We start from the raw sequence: 15,546 nt of genomic DNA, 5'->3' as shown, positions 1-15,546 counted from the left end.
CGGATTCGCACGATGCGCCGCACACGGCGCGCGCCGTGCTAGAATTCGCCGCTCATTGGGGAGTAGCCGCTCCGCTCGATGTCCCGCGCCCCCGGCGCGCATCGTGACGGAGGCGTCCGTCAACAGACTTGGCCGTTCGGCCATGGCGGACGCAGCCACCGAGGCCTGGCGAGACCGATGGTTCACTGCGCGCCGCTTCAGGGCCCGGCGCGCGGCGGATCGTCGCTCGCACGCACAACACCGGCCCGCGGAACCCCATACGTGTCCCAAGCCTTCCTGATCTCCACCGGCGCCGTCGCCCTCGCTGAAATCGGCGACAAGACCCAACTGCTGTCCCTCGTGCTGGCCGCGCGCTATCGCAAGCCCATGCCGATCATTCTCGGCGTGCTCGTCGCGACGCTCGTCAACCACGGTTTCGCCGGTGCGCTCGGCGAATGGCTCGGCGTGCTCGTCACGCCGTCGATCATGCGCTGGGCACTCGCGTTCTCGTTCATCGCGATGGGGTTGTGGATCCTCGTGCCCGACAAGCTCGATGCCGACGAAGCCAATGCGACGCGCTCGCGGCTCGGCGTGTTCGGCGCGACGCTCGTGGCGTTCTTCCTCGCGGAAATGGGCGACAAGACGCAGATCGCGACCGTCGCGCTGGCCGCGCGCTTCCAGGATTACATCGGCGTCGTGGCCGGCACGACTTTCGGGATGATGCTCGCGAACGTGCCCGCGATCCTGCTGGGCGACCGTTTCGCGCACCGCCTGCCGACGAAGCTCGTGCACGGCATCGCGGCCGTGCTGTTCGTCGTGCTCGGCGCACTGGCGTTGTTCGGCGTCGGGATCTGACGCACGCGGGCGCGGCGCGGCCGGGCGGCCGCGCCGAATATCGATGTCGCGCGTTACTTCGCGACCGCCGCGCCCGATGCCGGCACGGCCGGCACCGCACGCTCGTTCGCGGCCGGCGGCGCCGCCGGCCCGCCGTGCTTGTCGACCGGCAGCCGCACCGTGCGGATCGCGCCGTTCGCCAGCGGGAAATCGGCAAGCGCACTGCGCACGAGGAACGGCATCGCATACATCAGCGCGCCGTTGTCGCCGGTGGTGCGCGCGGTCACGTTATAGACCTCCTTGCCGGTCGCGCGCTCGGTGATCCGGATGCCGAGCGTGTAGTCGAAGACCTGGTACGTCTGCGCGACGTAGCCGGCCGGCATCGGCCCCCAGGGCCCCCACGGGCCCCACGGCCCGCCTCGCCAGTACGGCCCCGGCCCCATGAACCACGGATCGTAGTAAACCGGCTGCGGCACCGTCACGAGATCGCTGCCGACCCCATACGCGAGCCCGACCAGATAGCGCGCCTGCGCCGTCGGCACCTGCCGGAACGCATACGCGGACAACTCGTTCGCGACGATCGGCTCGTAGGTCGACTGCTCGATGCTGTGCTTCTGCGCATCGGTGCGCGTGAAGGCATAAGTGCGTGTCGCGTCGCTGCCGCTCCAGTCGGAGAAGGCCGTGACCTGCGTTGTCACGTAGCTCGTGCAGCCCGTCAGCAGCGCCACGCACAGCACCGCCGCCCAGCCCGCACCGCGTTGAATCCATTCGCGTTTCATGTCGATCCTCGTCGATCCGTCACCCGTTCGTCGCACCGCGCGAAGCGCACGGGATGCCGATAATACGCGGACAGCCGGAACCGGTAAAAAGTTCGCCCGGCACGCGGCCGCAAGCCTTTGTACAATGGGCCGATTCGCCCGGCCCGCGTGGCGGGCCCGATCCCCACTCCACCGATCTCGACGACCATGTCCGACAACGCCTCCTCCACCGTGATCCGCCGCGCCGACTACACGCCGCCGGCGTTCCTCATCGATTCCGTCGCACTCGAATTCGATCTCGCACCGGCCCGTACGATCGTCAGGAATACGATGCGCGTGCGCCGCAATCCGGACGCGGCGCCCGCCCCGCATCTGGAACTGATGGGCGAAGCGCTCGAATTCGTCGGCGCGCATCTCGACGGCGCGCCGTACGGCGCGGTGCGTGCGCACGAACACGGGCTGACGGTCGAAAACGTGCCCGACGCGTTCGAACTGACGCTCGACAGCGCCTGCGCGCCGGACCAGAACACGACGCTGTCCGGTCTCTACGTGTCGAGCGGCAACTTCTTCACGCAGTGCGAGGCCGAGGGCTTTCGCCGCATCACCTATTTCCTCGATCGCCCCGACGTGATGGCGTCGTACACCGTCACGCTGCGCGCCGACAAGACGGCGTATCCGGTGCTGCTGTCGAACGGCAACCTCGTCGATTCGGGCGAACTGCCCGACGGCCGCCACTTCGCAAAGTGGGAAGACCCGTTCCGGAAGCCGAGCTACCTGTTCGCACTCGTCGCGGGCAAGCTCGTCGCGATCGAGGAGAAGATCACGACCGGCTCCGGCAAGGAAAAGCTGCTGCAAGTCTGGGTCGAACCGGCCGATCTCGACAAGACCCGTCACGCGATGGATTCGCTGATCCACTCGATCCGCTGGGACGAAAAACGCTTCGGCCTCGAGCTCGATCTCGACCGCTTCATGATCGTCGCGGTCGGCGACTTCAACATGGGCGCGATGGAGAACAAGGGGCTCAACATCTTCAACACGAAGTACGTGCTGGCGAACCCCGAGACCGCGACCGACACCGACTTCGCGAACATCGAATCGGTGGTCGGCCACGAGTACTTCCACAACTGGACCGGCAATCGTGTGACCTGCCGCGACTGGTTCCAGCTGAGCCTGAAGGAAGGCCTGACGGTATTCCGCGACCAGGAATTCTCGGCCGACATGGCCGCGGGCGACGCCGTCGAATCGGCGGCCCGCGCGGTCAAGCGCATCGAGGACGTGCGCGTGCTGCGCCAGTTGCAGTTCGCCGAGGACGCGGGCCCGATGGCGCACCCGGTGCGCCCGGAAAGCTACGTCGAGATCAACAACTTCTACACGATGACCGTCTACGAGAAAGGCTCGGAAGTCGTGCGGATGTACCAGACGCTGTTCGGCCGCGACGGGTTCCGCAAGGGGATGGACCTGTACTTCAAGCGTCACGACGGCCATGCGGTGACCTGCGACGACTTCCGCCACGCGATGGCCGACGCGAACGGGCACGACCTCGCGCAGTTCGAGCGCTGGTACAGCCAGGCCGGCACGCCGCGCGTGTCGGTGCGCACCGCGTACGACGCAGCCGCGCGCCGCTACACGGTCACGCTCGCGCAAGGCTACGGCGATGCGTCGGCGGCCGCGCGCGAGACGCAGCAAGGGCCGCTGCTGATTCCGTTCGCGATCGGCCTGATCGGTCGCGACGGCCGCGACCTGCCGTTGCAGCTCGACGGTGAAGCGGCCGCGGCGGGCACGACGCGCGTGCTCGACTTCACCGGCGCCGAGCAGACATTCACATTCGTCGACGTGCCGGAACAGCCGCTGCCGTCGCTGCTGCGCAATTTCTCGGCGCCGGTGATCGTCGAGTACGACTACAGCGACGACGACCTCGCGTTCCTGCTCGCGCACGACAGCGACCCGTTCAACCGCTGGGAAGCCGGCCAGCGGCTCGCGACGCGCGCGCTGCTGACGCTCGCTGCGCGCGCCGCCGCGAACGAGCCGCTCGCGCTCGGCGAGAACTTCGTCGCCGCCTTCCGCCGCGTGCTGACCGACGCGAGCCTGTCGCCCGCGTTCCGCGAACTCGCGCTGACGCTGCCGTCGGAAACCTATCTGGCCGACCAGATGGCCGAAGCCGATCCGGCTGCCGTGCACCGCGCACGCCAGTTCGTGCGCCGTCAGCTCGCGACCGCGCTGCGCGCCGAGTGGCTCGCCGCGTACGAGCAGCACCAGACGCCGGGCGCTTACGAGCCGACGCCCGAAGCGTCCGGCCGCCGCGGGCTGAAGAACCTTGCGCTGGCGTATCTCGCCGAACTCGAGGATCCGGCCGACGCCGTGCGCATCGCGACCGCGCAGTACGACGACGCGAACAACATGACCGATCGCGCGGCCGCGCTCGGCGCGCTGCTGTCGGCCGCGGCCTCGGGCGCGAACGATGCGGCCGAACGTGCGCTGGACGACTTCTACCGCCGCTTCGAGAAGGAAGCGCTCGTGATCGACAAGTGGTTCGCGATGCAGGCCGCCCAGCGCGGCACACCCGCCCAGCCGACGCTCGCGAAGGTCCGCAAGCTGATGGCGCATCCCGCGTTCAACCTGAAGAACCCGAACCGCGCACGCTCGCTGATCTTCAGCTTCTGCGCGGCGAACCCCGCGCAATTCCACGCGGCAGACGGCTCCGGTTACGCGTTCTGGGCCGAACAGGTGCTCGCGCTCGACGCGATCAACCCGCAGGTCGCCGCGCGCCTCGCACGCTCGCTCGAACTGTGGCGCCGCTTCACGCCGGCGCTGCGCGACCGGATGCGCGAAGCGCTCGAGCAGGTCGCCGCCGGGGCGAAATCGCGCGACGTGCGCGAGATCGTCGAGAAGGCGCTCGCGTAACCCGCACTCCCGCGTCGCGTTGGTGCGTGACGAAGCCGGCGCCGCCCCGTTGCGGCGCCGGCTTTTTTTGTTGCTTGCGTGATTGCATGAGCGCGGGCGGGGTCGGAGCCGGACACCGCGCCAGCCGCCCGGATTTCCCGCCGCTGCCGCGTGCATCTGCTGCGCCATGCCCGCCGCACCCCGGCCGCTTCAGCCGCCCGGCCGTGTAACGGGACGAAAAAAGCCGGCGGGTCGGGAAGCACGACAGGTAAAATTGCGGCAATTCAAGGATTTTTGGCCTTTCGGAGTCAGTCATGTCCATTGCCCGCCGCACCACGCTGTCCAAGTTCCTGATCGAACAGCAACGTGAGACCAACAACCTCCCCGCCGACCTGCGCCTGCTGATCGAAGTCGTCGCCCGCGCGTGCAAGGCAATCAGCTACAACGTGTCGAAGGGCGCGCTCGGCGATGCGCTGGGCACCGCCGGCAGCGAAAACGTCCAGGGCGAAGTGCAGAAGAAGCTCGACATCCTGTCGAACGAGATCCTGCTCGACGCGAACGAATGGGGCGGCAACCTCGCCGCGATGGCATCGGAGGAAATGGAAACGTTCTTCCCGATCCCGGAGAACTACCCGCGCGGCGAATACCTGCTCGTGTTCGATCCGCTCGACGGCTCGTCGAACATCGACGTGAACGTGTCGATCGGCACGATCTTCTCGGTGCTGCGCTGCCCGGACGGCAAGCAGGCCACCGAGGAATCCTTCCTGCAGCCCGGCACGGAGCAGGTCGCGGCCGGCTACGCGGTGTACGGCCCGCAAACCGTGTTCGTGCTGACGACCGGCAACGGCGTGAACTGCTTCACGCTCGACCGCGAAGTCGGCTCATGGGTGCTCACCCAGAGCAACATGCAGATCCCGGCCGATACGCGCGAATACGCGATCAACGCATCGAACGCACGCCACTGGTACGAGCCGGTCCAGCGCTATGTCGACGAGCTGAATGCCGGCAAGGAAGGCCCGCGCGGCGACAACTTCAACATGCGCTGGATCGCATCGATGGTTGCCGACGTGCACCGGATCCTGAACCGCGGCGGCATCTTCATGTACCCGGCCGACAAGCGCACGCCGGATCGTCCGGGCAAGCTGCGCCTGATGTACGAAGCGAATCCGATGTCGTTCATCGTCGAACAGGCAGGCGGCGCCGCGACGACGGGCACGCAGCGGATCATGGAAGTGCAGCCGACCGGACTGCATCAGCGCGTGCCGGTATTCCTCGGTTCGAAGAACGAAGTCGAGCGTGTGACCGGCTATCACACCGACGGCAAGTAAATTTGCACTGCAGCACTAGACGAAGGTGCGAGACGTCAGTACAATCGCGCCTTCGCGATGTGGCCCTAACCGGTTGCATCGCAGTGAAGTGAAAGCGGGCAGTTCGCCGGATCGATGGTTTCGCGAAGCAGCAGCAAGCTGAAAAAAATTCGCAAAACCTATTGCCAAGATCTCGGATTTGACCATATAATTTCATTTCTCTGCTGCCGGTGTAGCTCAGTTGGTAGAGCAGCGCATTCGTAATGCGAAGGTCGTAGGTTCGACTCCTATCTCCGGCACCAAGATATAAAGGCCTGACAAGTGATGCTTGTCAGGCCTTTTCTCTTTTCGGGTCACGTTTCCGGCTGCGATTTCCGATCCACGAAATCGCACGCACGCCCTCTCCCCGCCGATACCGCTTGCGGGCATCTCCCGACTCACGTGCCGCGCACCGCCGATTACAATCGCCGGATCACCCGCCCTTCCCGAGCATCATGCGCACCTGGCGTCTCGAGCGACCGAACCTCAGCGGGCAGCTGGATGTATCCCGCGCGACCGGTCTCGTCGCCGCGATCGGCGGCAGCGAGCCGAATGCGTTCGCCGGCGAAATCCTGAAGCTGTTCGACGATGCGCTGTGCGTCACGCAGTGCACGATCTTCGCGTACGAGTTCGGCAATCGGCCGCGCACGATGTCGGTCGCCGATCATCGCGGCGGCCGCTACCTGCGCGATGTCGCCGACACCTATGCACGACACTTCTACGCACTCGACGGCAATCAGAAGATCGTATCGGCAGCACACCGCGGCACGCATCGCCGCGACGTGCTGCTGCATCAGCAGGCCGGCGATGAAATCGGCCACGACGCGTACCGCGCGGCCTGCTATCGCGGCCCCGACGTCTCCGATCGTCTCGCGCTGCTGATGCAGCCGAACGATTCGACCTGGCTGTCGATCAACCTGTATCGCGCGCATCGAAGCGGCGCATTCCAGCCGCGCGAAATCGCGGCCATCGAAACGCTCGCGCCGCTGATCGCGCAGGCCGCCCAGCATCACTACACGCTCGCCGGTTCGGCGCAGATCGGTATCCCGCAATTGATGCTCGCGCGGCTGCGCACCGCATGCCCGGCGCTGTCCAAGCGCGAACTCGACGTGCTGCGCGGCGTACTCGAAGGCCAGACCGCGCACGAGATCGGCGAGACGATCGGCGTGAAGGCATCGAGCGTCGTCACCTACCAGAAGCGAGCGTACCGGCGCCTCGGCATCTCGAGCCAGCGTCAGTTGTTTGCGCTGTGCCTGCAACCCTGAACGCGGCCCGCCGGTCCTGACCGTATCGGGGTAAATCCCGGCCCGCCGGCTGCCGTTCGCTGTACCCGGAATGGGGACAGCCGCGCCCGGCGCGGCTTCCATACTGCATCGACCTGCCGCACGCATCGCGCGATTGCGTGCGCATTCGATCACTGCAACCCGGAAGCCAACGATGGCCATCGAATTCAAACCATACCCGTTCGTCGCCGAACGCTACCCTGCGCATCTGCCCGCCTGCAGCGACGGCGTCGATACGCAACGACACCGCGTCGCGATCGTCGGCGGCGGCCCGGTCGGGCTCGCCGTCGCGCTCGGCCTCGCGAACCACGGCATTCGCAGCGTGCTGCTCGAAGCGGACGATTCGGTCTGCCACGGCAGCCGCGCGATCTGCATCTCGCGACGCAGCCTCGAGATCATCGAGCGGCTCGGTGCGCTCGACGACTTCCTGCGCGTCGGGCTGCCGTGGGCAGGCGGGCGCAGCTTCTACCGCCGCGACGAAGTGCTGCATTTCACGATGCCGCAGGACGAGAACCAGAAGCTGCCGCCGATGGTGAACCTCGCGCAATATCACATCGAGCAGTTCCTGCTCGACGCCGCGCTGCGCCGCCCCGAGCTCATCGAGATCCGCTGGCAGACGAAGGTCGCGGGCGTGACGCAGCATCCGGACGGCGCGCGTCTGGACGTCGATACGCCGCTCGGCAGCTATGCGCTCGACGCCGACTGGATCGTCGCGAGCGACGGCGGACGCAGCACGATGCGCGATGCGCTCGGCCTGTCGCTTCACGGCACGCGCTACGAAGGCCGCTACGTGATCGTCGACATCGCGCTCGACAGCGACCGGCCGACCGAACGGCTCGCGTACTTCGACCCGGCGTCGAACCCCGGCTCGACGGTGCTCGTCCACAAGCAGCCCGACGACGTCTGGCGCATCGACTACCAGTTGCGCGACGACGAGGATCCCGACGCCGCGGTGAAACCCGAAAACGTGATCCCGCGCGTGCAGAACCTGCTCGACATGATGGGCGAGCGCGGCGACTGATCGCCGATCTGGATCACGATCTACAAGGCGAACGCCCTGACGCTCGAGCGCTACCGGCACGATCGCGTGCTGTTCTGCGGCGACGCCGCGCATCTGGTGCCGATCTTCGGTGTGCGCGGCGCGAATTCGGGCATCGACGACGCCGACAACGTCGCGTGGAAACTGGCGTTCGTGATCCGCGGCCTCGCATCGGACGCGCTGCTCGACAGCTATTCGGACGAACGCGTGTTCGCGACGCACGAGAACCTGCGCTACGGCACGAAAAGCACCGAGTTCATGGCGCCGCCGTCGTTCGCGTTCGACCTGATGCGCAAGGCCGTGCTGACGCTCGCGGTCCGGCATCCGGCGTTGCGTTCGCTGATCAATCCGCGCCAGACGTCCGCGATCGCGTATGCCGCGTCGCCGCTCAATATGCCTGAGCGCGATGCGTTTTCGGCCGGGCCGGCGCCGGGCACGGTACTCGCGGAATGTCCGCTGATGCTGCAGGCATCGCATGACGACGGCGCAACCCCCGGCCACCTGACCGATCTCGTCGGCCCGCGCTTCACCGCGCTGTGCTTCACGTCCGACGGCGTGCCCCGCCCGTCTCTCGTCGAACTCGAACGGCGCCTGCGGGACGCCGGACTGCCGTTCTCGCTCGTCACGCTGGCACGGCGCGCGGCACCGCGATACCGCGCGTGCCGCGGCTACGATGCCGACGGCCGGCTGTTCGACCTGTACGGCGCACGCGAGGGCACCGTCTATCTCGTGCGGCCGGACGGCCACGTACTCGGCCGCTGGCACGACGCCCGCGCCGACGACCTCGGCAATGCCCTCGACCGCGCGCTCCACCCGCGCACGTCGTCCGACCTTCAGGAGAACGCATGATGACCGACACCGAACGCGACACCCTCTATACCGATCTGTGCCGCACGATGACGCGCATCGGCGAAACCGGCGCATCGCTTTTTCTTGCCCGCTTCGCACTGCTCGCAATCGAAACGATCGGCGACGCCGCAACCGTCACCCGACTGATCGACGAGGCCGGCGACGGCCTGCCCGAGGCAGCCGAACCGGCGCCAACGCCCGGACGATGACGCACGACGCAATCGCACCGCTTCTGCCGCCCGAACATTACAAATTCATTTCACCGCTCATCGTCTGCGCACGCGCCGCGCCGTAGGCAGACGAATCCCCTGGAAAAACCGGTTAAGGGTGCATAACATTACTTAACGATTCCGACCCGTCTATCGCGTTACATTGCGTGGGCGGCGCGGCAGTCGCAATGCCGCCCTCACGTAGCTTGCGGCGAAACAGCCGACGTCCGGTCATTTCGACTCAACAAAGGAGAGGATCACCATGACTCATGGCTTGATTATGTGGCTCATCATCGGCGCAATCGCCGGCTGGCTGGCGGGCGTGCTCGTCAAGGGCGGCGGGTTCGGCCTGATCGTCGACATCATCGTCGGTATCGTCGGCGCGGTGATCGGCGGCTGGCTTGCCGGGCTGCTCGGCATCAGCATCGGCAGCGGCTTCATCGGCTCGGTGATCATCGCGGTCATCGGCGCCGTGATCCTGCTGTTCGTGATCCGGCTATTCAGGCGAGCGGCCTGACGATCTTCTCGCGCGCCTTCGGGCGCGTTTTTGCATCGACGCGGCGCGCGGCATCCCCCGCGCGCCGCCGCCCGTTTCAGCGGCGCTTGCCGCGCTGCAGCCAGCCGTCGAGCACGTCGGTCGTCAGCAAGCCGCTGCGCGCATCACGTGCGCCATCGCGTCCGATCCACACGGTACGCGGCATCTCCCCTCGCCAACCCGCATCGAGCGCCGCGCGCAAACGCTCGGGCATCGGCTCCGCATTCGCATACTGCGCGACCTGCGGCGGCAGGTTCATTTGCGCAAGCGCCTGCGCGATCGCCGCACCGTTGTCGTCGTACGCATCCATCGCGACCATGGCGAGCTGCACGTCCGGATGCCGGCGCTGCCATGTAACGAGGTGCGCGGCGTTCTCGCGGCAGTAACCGCAATCGAGCGACCAGATCTCGATCGCGAGCGACCGTTCGTGCGCACTCGCATACAGCTTCGCCACATCGGCCGCATGCAGCGGCTGCAGTTCGCCGGCCCACGCCGGCACACTGGCAAGTACCACGCAGAGCAATCCAATCAGCCGTTTCATTGCGCGCCCTCCACGGGAATCAGCCGATAGCCGTCGTTCCGCGTACGCCACGACAGGTAGATGCGCCCGGCATCGTCGAGCAATTGCGGATTGTCGCTCGCACCCGCCGTCGCCGCGATCACGCGCGGCACCGACCAATGCTCGCCGCGATCGTCCGAGCGACGCAGCTTGATCTGCATCGTTTCGCCGTCGAACGCCTTCCACGCGAGCCAGACGACATCGCCGTGCGCGACGAGCGCCGCATGCGACGCCTGCTCGGCCGGCACCGCGGGATTCTCGCCGAATGCCCACGGCGTGCCGAGCGGCCGGCCGTCGGCGCCGATGCGCGAATAGAACACGTCGGCACGACCGTCGACGACGCCGAACCACGCCAGATGGCGCGTACCGTCCGGCGTGATCGCGAGTGCCGGCCCGTGCTCGGGGCACGCCTCGACATGCCAGTTCGAGAACGTCGCACGGACGGGCACGACGGGCGCCGATGCCGACACCGGCAACACCGCCAGCGCATGATCGCGAATCTGCCCCGGGAATACGTTGCGCCACACGGCTTCGATATGTCCGGCCGGGTCGATCGCCATCGCGATGCGACAGCATTCGCACGTGTGGTCGGTCACCTTGCGCTCAGGCTCGAACGACGCGCCGCCGTCGCGCGACACCGCGTAGTACACGGCCGCGCCTTCGTATGCCTGCCCCGCCGCTTTCGCCGCGACGAGATCGCGCTTGTCGATCCATGCGATCGCGATGTTGCCGGCCGGGTCGACCGCCATCATGTCGAAACGGTGCGTGATCGCCTGCCGGTCGCGATGGACGGTGACGGGCACGCTCCAGGTCACGCCGCCGTCGAGCGAACGCGAGAAGCGCACCATGCCGGTGTACGGCGCATCGAGCGGCATCGACCACGACACGTACACCGCGCGGCCATCCGGGCTCGTCGCGACCTTCGGCCGATTCTCCGCGCTCGTATAGATCGGCTCCGGCATCGCGTTGACGATCACGGGCGCGGACAACGTCCGGCCCGCATCGCCGGAATGCGCGACGACGACGTGCGCGCCTTCGACCCATGCGACCCACAGCCGATGCCGCGCGTCGAAGGCGGCGCCGGTCGCGAGCGGCTGCTTCTGTTGCGCCGATGCCGCCTGCATGCTCATGTGCGCGGCATGCGGATCGGCTGCCTTCGGCGCATCGTGCGCGCCGGCGGGCGACAGCGCCGCGAGCCACAGCGCGCAGCCTGCCGCGAACGATTTCACAGCGACCATTTCAATTCTCCATAGAAAGTGCGGCCCGGATACGGGTGGAATACGTAGTAGCGACGGTCCGTCAGGTTGTCGATGCCGACCGACGCGGTCCAGTGACGGTCGAACCGGTAGCGCGCCTTCAGGTCCACGATCGTGAAGATGCTCGTGCCGCCGTAGACGTCCGGATTCACGTCGCTGTTGTCGAGCGTGTTGAACTGGCGGCCCGAATAGCGGACGCCGACGCTCGCGAGCCAGTGCTCGTCGAAGCGATACGACGCGAGCAGGTTCGCGCGCATGCGCGGGATGCGCGGAAAGCGCGCGCCGACGTACGCCGGGTTCGCGGCGTCGGCAAGGATCTGCGCATGGGTTGCCGATACGTTCGCGTCGATATCGAGCCCGCGCAGCCCGACGTTCTGGCCGCTGAACGCGAGTTCGACGCCGCGCGCGCGCACCCGGTCGACGTTCGAGATATTGGTGATGCTCGATGCACCCGATACCGTCGTCTGGCTGTAGATCGAGTCGCGCAGATCGCTCTGGAACACGCTCGCACGCACGACGCCCACGCCCACGTCGCGCTCGGCCGTGAAGTCCCAGTCGATCGCCTTCTCGGGCCGCAGGTTCGGATTGTTGTTGACGATCGCGTTGTTCGAGATCGTGCCCTGGAACAGCTCCCCGACCGTCGGGAAGCGCGTGCCGGTCGCGAACGACAGCCGGAAACGCCAGACGTCGGTCGCGTCCCATTGCACCGCGACCTTCGGCGACAGCGCGTTCGCGCCGCGGTCCGCATAACCGAGCGTGCCGTTCGTGTTGCCGAGCGCGCCGCCGTACGCATCCCAGCGCTCGTAGCGCAGGCCCAGCGTCGCGAGCCAGCCGGGCGCGAATCGCCACGCATCCTGTGCGAACAGCGCCTGCGTGCGCGTGTCGCCCTGATAGACGTTCGCGACCGACGTGGTCGGCCCAGCGAGCCAGTCGGCCGTGTTGTACGTGATGTTGCGCAGGAAATAGTTGTCGTAGTGATAGCCGAACGTGAACGTGTGGCCCTTCACTTCCGGCGCCTCGGCCTTCAGGTCGAGCGTGCGCCAGCCCGTGCCGTCGCCCTGGAACAGCGTGCCCGCGCCGCCCTGCACGGTCGACGCGGCGCGCAGCACGTCGCGCGACACGTCGTACGCCGACACCACGCCCGACAACCGCCAGCCCGAATCGAGCCGGCCGTTCAGGCCGAGCGCGTAGAGCCAGTTCTCCTGGTCGCCTTGCTGCGGCGCGAACGCGCTCGGCGCGACGGTCATGTTCTGACCGCCGATCGACACGTTGCCGCCGTAGACGGGATTGCCGGCCGCATCGCGCAGGAAAGTTTCGCCGTGCTGCCGGTAGTGGTTCTCCCAGTGTCCGAGCGTCAGCGTCGCGTCGACGTGGTCGGTGAACGCATAACCCATCCGGACCGTCTCGTTGAGCTGCTCGGTCCGCTCGATGGTCTGCGCGCCGACGATCGTGCGCGGCGAGCCGTTGGGCCCGATGTCGGTCGCCGCGCCCGTCACGGGCACCGCAGCGCCGAGCTTCGGGTTGTATGCGGCATTGGGGCTCGCATACTGCATCGGCTGACCGTCGTTCTCCAGCCGGTCGAGCGACAGCGAAAACCAGAACTTGCCGACGCGGTTCGCGATCCGGGCAGTCTGGTGGTTGCCGCCGAAGCTGTCCGCGACCCCGTAGCCGTCGTGGTAGCGCTGCGTGAAGAACTGCGTCGACAGCGACGCCTCGAGTTTTTCGGGGCGACGCGTCGTCAGCAGCACGGTCGAGCCGATCGCGTTGCCGGGATACAGCGCGGAAAAGGGGCCGTAAAGCACGTCGACGCGCGCGATATCGTCGGGGGAAATCAGCGACCAGCGCGGCGGATACGCGTAGCTCGAGCCGAGCAGGTTCGACAGCAGCAGGCCGTCGGCGTAGACGAGCCCGCGAGCACTCTGCAATTCGTTGAAGTCGCGGCCGGCGAACACGCTGTTGCGGTCGCCGATGTAGCGCTTGCGAACCATCAGGTTCGGCGCGTACTTCAGCGCGTCCTCGGTGGTGACGTTGGTATGCGCGTCGATCTGCTCGCGCGTGATCGACTCGACGACGGCCGGCGTATTCGGATCGACGGGTTGCCGCTGGGCGGTCACGCTGACCGCGGTCAGCGTGTCGCCCGTCGGCGCGGGTACAACCGTGGCGACCGTGGCAGCGCTGCGGGCCGGATGGCCGGCGCCACCCGGTGCCGGATCGGACGACGCGCCGTCGATCGAAGCCGCTTGTGCAGCCGGCCAGGCAAAAGCGGCCGCGCACGCAAGTGCGAGCCGACCGCGCGACGGTCGCGCGGCGAAGGTAGACGACATGGATGAATTCCTGAAAACGTGACCGGGCGCCGCCGGACGCGAGTCGACGCCCCGCGCACGGACGGCGCGGCGCGCGGATCGGGCCGCGTGCGGCACGCGCGCCACTAGGGCGCGCGGACGATATCAATCAGATCGGGACGCTTTCAGGCGGGCCGCGCGGCTGCGCAAGACGCATGCCCTTGCGCGGGAAGTCGGGAACGGCCGGCGCGGCCGCCCGGTAGGCGAACGCGCGCACGAAGCCCGGCAGCACGGGCAAACTCGTGCCGAGCGCGACGTTCGCCGCGAAGCCGGGGCAGTACACGCAGTGCGGCACGCCGGCATGATCGAGCGACGACGTGTCCTGATCGCTGCCGGACTGGGCCAGCACGACCTGGCGGGCGCCGGTCGCACTGCACAGGTCGAGCGTGAGCTCGCCGGAACCGCTCGACGCGAGACGCGCGTAGCCGACGACGGGCGACAGTACGTTCAGTACCAGCGCCAGCCATACGAGGCCGATCCATCGCGTCGTTCGTTGCATCGCGGTCCAGGAAAAAGTGCGCGCAAGTATAACAAGCGGCCGATTGTTGCCGATTCTGCCGCGTGCAATAGTCGGCATTGCACGGCGCGCAGCAGCGCATGTGCCGTTAATACAACAGAGACAAAATCTAACGATTCGCCACTGGCACAAATCCAAGGCCGAGGTTGATAATCATTGAACCTGCTGGAGAAATGACCATGGACGAAAGACCAACTCGCATGCCCCCGCCCGAGCAAGTGATGAGCCCGGATCCGGAACCCGTCGGCGTGGAATTCCTCGCCGAATTGCCCGAGCACGTCCGGGCATTCTTCGACGAGCAGCACAAGCTGTACTCGCCGAAGTGAACCTACGTTCCGTTCTGTAACCGCCACGTGTCGATCGATATCGTGCGGTTCATCGCTGCGTTTTCGGCGCAGATCACCTCGCACCCGGGTTGCAACGACCTGACGGTGCCGGATCAGCTCGCCCGCTGATTCTTCTGTCGCGACGCTCCGCCGCGCGACTGTCTTCGTCTATCCTTCTCGTTTTACACCTCGGGCCTTCCCGGCTCTCCCGATCGTTCCGATGAAGCAAGCCATTCGTGCCAGCCTCGCTGTCGCCGCGCTCGGCGTCGCCCTCTTCTCGTCCCCGCACGTTGCCCATGCGGACGGCGACGACACCGCACTCACCAACCTCGTCGCACTCGCATCGCAGCGGCTCGCGCTCGCCGAGCCCGTCGCGCGATGGAAATGGGCGAATCACAAGGCGATCGAGGATCGGCCGCGCGAAGCGGCATTGCTATCGTCGGTGGAAAAGCGTGCGGGACAGAGCGGCGTGGATCCGGCGTTCGCACGGACGTTCTTCGAGGATCAGATCGCCGCGAGCAAGGAAGTGCAGGACGCGCTGTTCGCAACGTGGCGCGCGACGCGACCGCCCGAAGGCGCGCCGCCCGACCTCGCGACCAGCACGCGGCCGGCGCTCGACCAGCTGACGCAGAAGATGCTCGCGGGCCTCGCACAGGTCGCACCGCTGCGCGACGCACCCGATTGCCAGGCACGGCTCGCGCGCAGCATCGCGAACTGGAAAACGCTCACCCGCTACGACTCGACCCAAACTCAGGCGCTCGGCACCGCGCTGTCGCACGTATGCGCCGGCGGCGGCGCCAGCGCGATCGGCTGACGACGCCCGGCCACGACGCC

13 protein-coding genes, 1 tRNA gene, 1 pseudogene and 1 riboswitch are annotated in these 15,546 nt (G+C 67.2%); of the genes and pseudogenes, 10 read left to right on the top strand and 5 right to left on the bottom strand.

From position 1 onward, the window contains the following. Nucleotides 1–45 precede the first annotated feature (45 nt). Nucleotides 46–183, top strand: a riboswitch (yybP-ykoY riboswitch). 78 nt (nt 184–261) lie between these two features. Next, a complete protein-coding gene (locus tag DCN14_RS19440; protein WP_096503692.1) occupies nt 262–834 on the top strand; it encodes a TMEM165/GDT1 family protein in 573 nt (190 codons plus the stop codon). Between the two features lie 53 nt (nt 835–887). On the opposite strand, the gene DCN14_RS19435 is transcribed toward DCN14_RS19440, so the two are convergent. Beyond that, entirely contained in the window at nt 888–1,592 is a 705-nt protein-coding gene (locus DCN14_RS19435; RefSeq protein ID WP_096503690.1) for a DUF4136 domain-containing protein, read from the bottom strand. A 186-nt stretch (nt 1,593–1,778) separates the two neighbouring features. Here DCN14_RS19435 and pepN point away from each other — a divergent pair, with 186 nt between their 5' ends. The 7 genes and pseudogenes from pepN (at nt 1,779) to DCN14_RS19395 (ending at nt 9,694) form a co-directional block, all read left to right on the top strand. Then, entirely contained in the window at nt 1,779–4,472 is a 2,694-nt protein-coding gene (gene pepN / locus DCN14_RS19425; RefSeq protein WP_096503686.1) for an aminopeptidase N, read from the top strand. Nucleotides 4,473–4,765: 293 nt separating this feature from the next. Further along, entirely contained in the window at nt 4,766–5,779 is a 1,014-nt protein-coding gene (locus DCN14_RS19420) for a class 1 fructose-bisphosphatase (protein WP_096503684.1), read from the top strand. 205 nt (nt 5,780–5,984) lie between these two features. Beyond that, nucleotides 5,985–6,060 (top strand) — tRNA-Thr (locus DCN14_RS19415). 192 nt (nt 6,061–6,252) lie between these two features. After that, nucleotides 6,253–7,062, top strand: coding sequence for a LuxR C-terminal-related transcriptional regulator (locus DCN14_RS19410; protein ID WP_096503683.1), 810 nt, complete (start codon nt 6,253–6,255; stop codon nt 7,060–7,062). A gap of 172 nt (nt 7,063–7,234) precedes the next feature. After that, nucleotides 7,235–8,968: pseudogene (locus DCN14_RS19405) on the top strand (FAD-dependent oxidoreductase). Then, a complete protein-coding gene (locus tag DCN14_RS19400) occupies nt 8,965–9,177 on the top strand; it encodes a hypothetical protein (protein WP_096503681.1) in 213 nt (70 codons plus the stop codon). The pseudogene DCN14_RS19405 and the gene DCN14_RS19400 overlap by 4 nt, the downstream one beginning before the upstream one ends. Nucleotides 9,178–9,439: 262 nt before the next feature. After that, nucleotides 9,440–9,694 (top strand): GlsB/YeaQ/YmgE family stress response membrane protein, encoded by a 255-nt coding sequence (locus DCN14_RS19395; RefSeq protein ID WP_096503679.1) that lies wholly within the window; start codon nt 9,440–9,442, stop codon nt 9,692–9,694. Nucleotides 9,695–9,770: 76 nt separating this feature from the next. Here DCN14_RS19395 and DCN14_RS19390 read toward each other — a convergent pair whose 3' ends face one another. The 4 genes from DCN14_RS19390 to DCN14_RS19375 all read right to left on the bottom strand — a co-directional run bounded on the left by DCN14_RS19390 (nt 9,771) and on the right by DCN14_RS19375 (nt 14,368). Then, nucleotides 9,771–10,253, bottom strand: a complete 483-nt coding sequence (locus DCN14_RS19390; RefSeq protein WP_096503677.1) for a thiol-disulfide isomerase — start codon at nt 10,251–10,253, stop codon at nt 9,771–9,773. Beyond that, nucleotides 10,250–11,509, bottom strand: a complete 1,260-nt coding sequence (locus tag DCN14_RS19385; protein ID WP_096503675.1) for a sialidase family protein — start codon at nt 11,507–11,509, stop codon at nt 10,250–10,252. The genes DCN14_RS19390 and DCN14_RS19385 overlap by 4 nt, the downstream gene beginning before the upstream one ends. After that, nucleotides 11,497–13,851, bottom strand: coding sequence for a TonB-dependent receptor (locus tag DCN14_RS19380; protein ID WP_096503673.1), 2,355 nt, complete (start codon nt 13,849–13,851; stop codon nt 11,497–11,499). The genes DCN14_RS19385 and DCN14_RS19380 overlap by 13 nt, the downstream gene beginning before the upstream one ends. A 127-nt stretch (nt 13,852–13,978) precedes the next feature. Further along, nucleotides 13,979–14,368 (bottom strand): DUF2946 domain-containing protein, encoded by a 390-nt coding sequence (locus DCN14_RS19375; RefSeq protein ID WP_096503671.1) that lies wholly within the window; start codon nt 14,366–14,368, stop codon nt 13,979–13,981. A 197-nt stretch (nt 14,369–14,565) separates the two neighbouring features. Here DCN14_RS19375 and DCN14_RS38445 point away from each other — a divergent pair, with 197 nt between their 5' ends. Next, nucleotides 14,566–14,712, top strand: coding sequence for a hypothetical protein (locus tag DCN14_RS38445; protein ID WP_009690993.1), 147 nt, complete (start codon nt 14,566–14,568; stop codon nt 14,710–14,712). A 220-nt stretch (nt 14,713–14,932) separates the two neighbouring features. After that, the gene (locus tag DCN14_RS19370) at nt 14,933–15,526 is read left to right on the top strand and encodes a chorismate mutase (RefSeq protein WP_096503669.1); all 594 of its coding nucleotides are present in this window, start codon (nt 14,933–14,935) and stop codon (nt 15,524–15,526) included. The last annotated feature ends 20 nt before the right edge of the window (nt 15,527–15,546 follow it).

Origin of the sequence: Burkholderia sp. IDO3 (genome assembly GCF_003366075.1) — a bacterium.
Taxonomy (GTDB): Bacteria; Pseudomonadota; Gammaproteobacteria; order Burkholderiales; family Burkholderiaceae; genus Burkholderia; species Burkholderia anthina.
The sequence above is the reverse complement of the archived record's forward strand: the minus strand, read 5'-3'. Positions and strand labels throughout refer to the sequence as shown.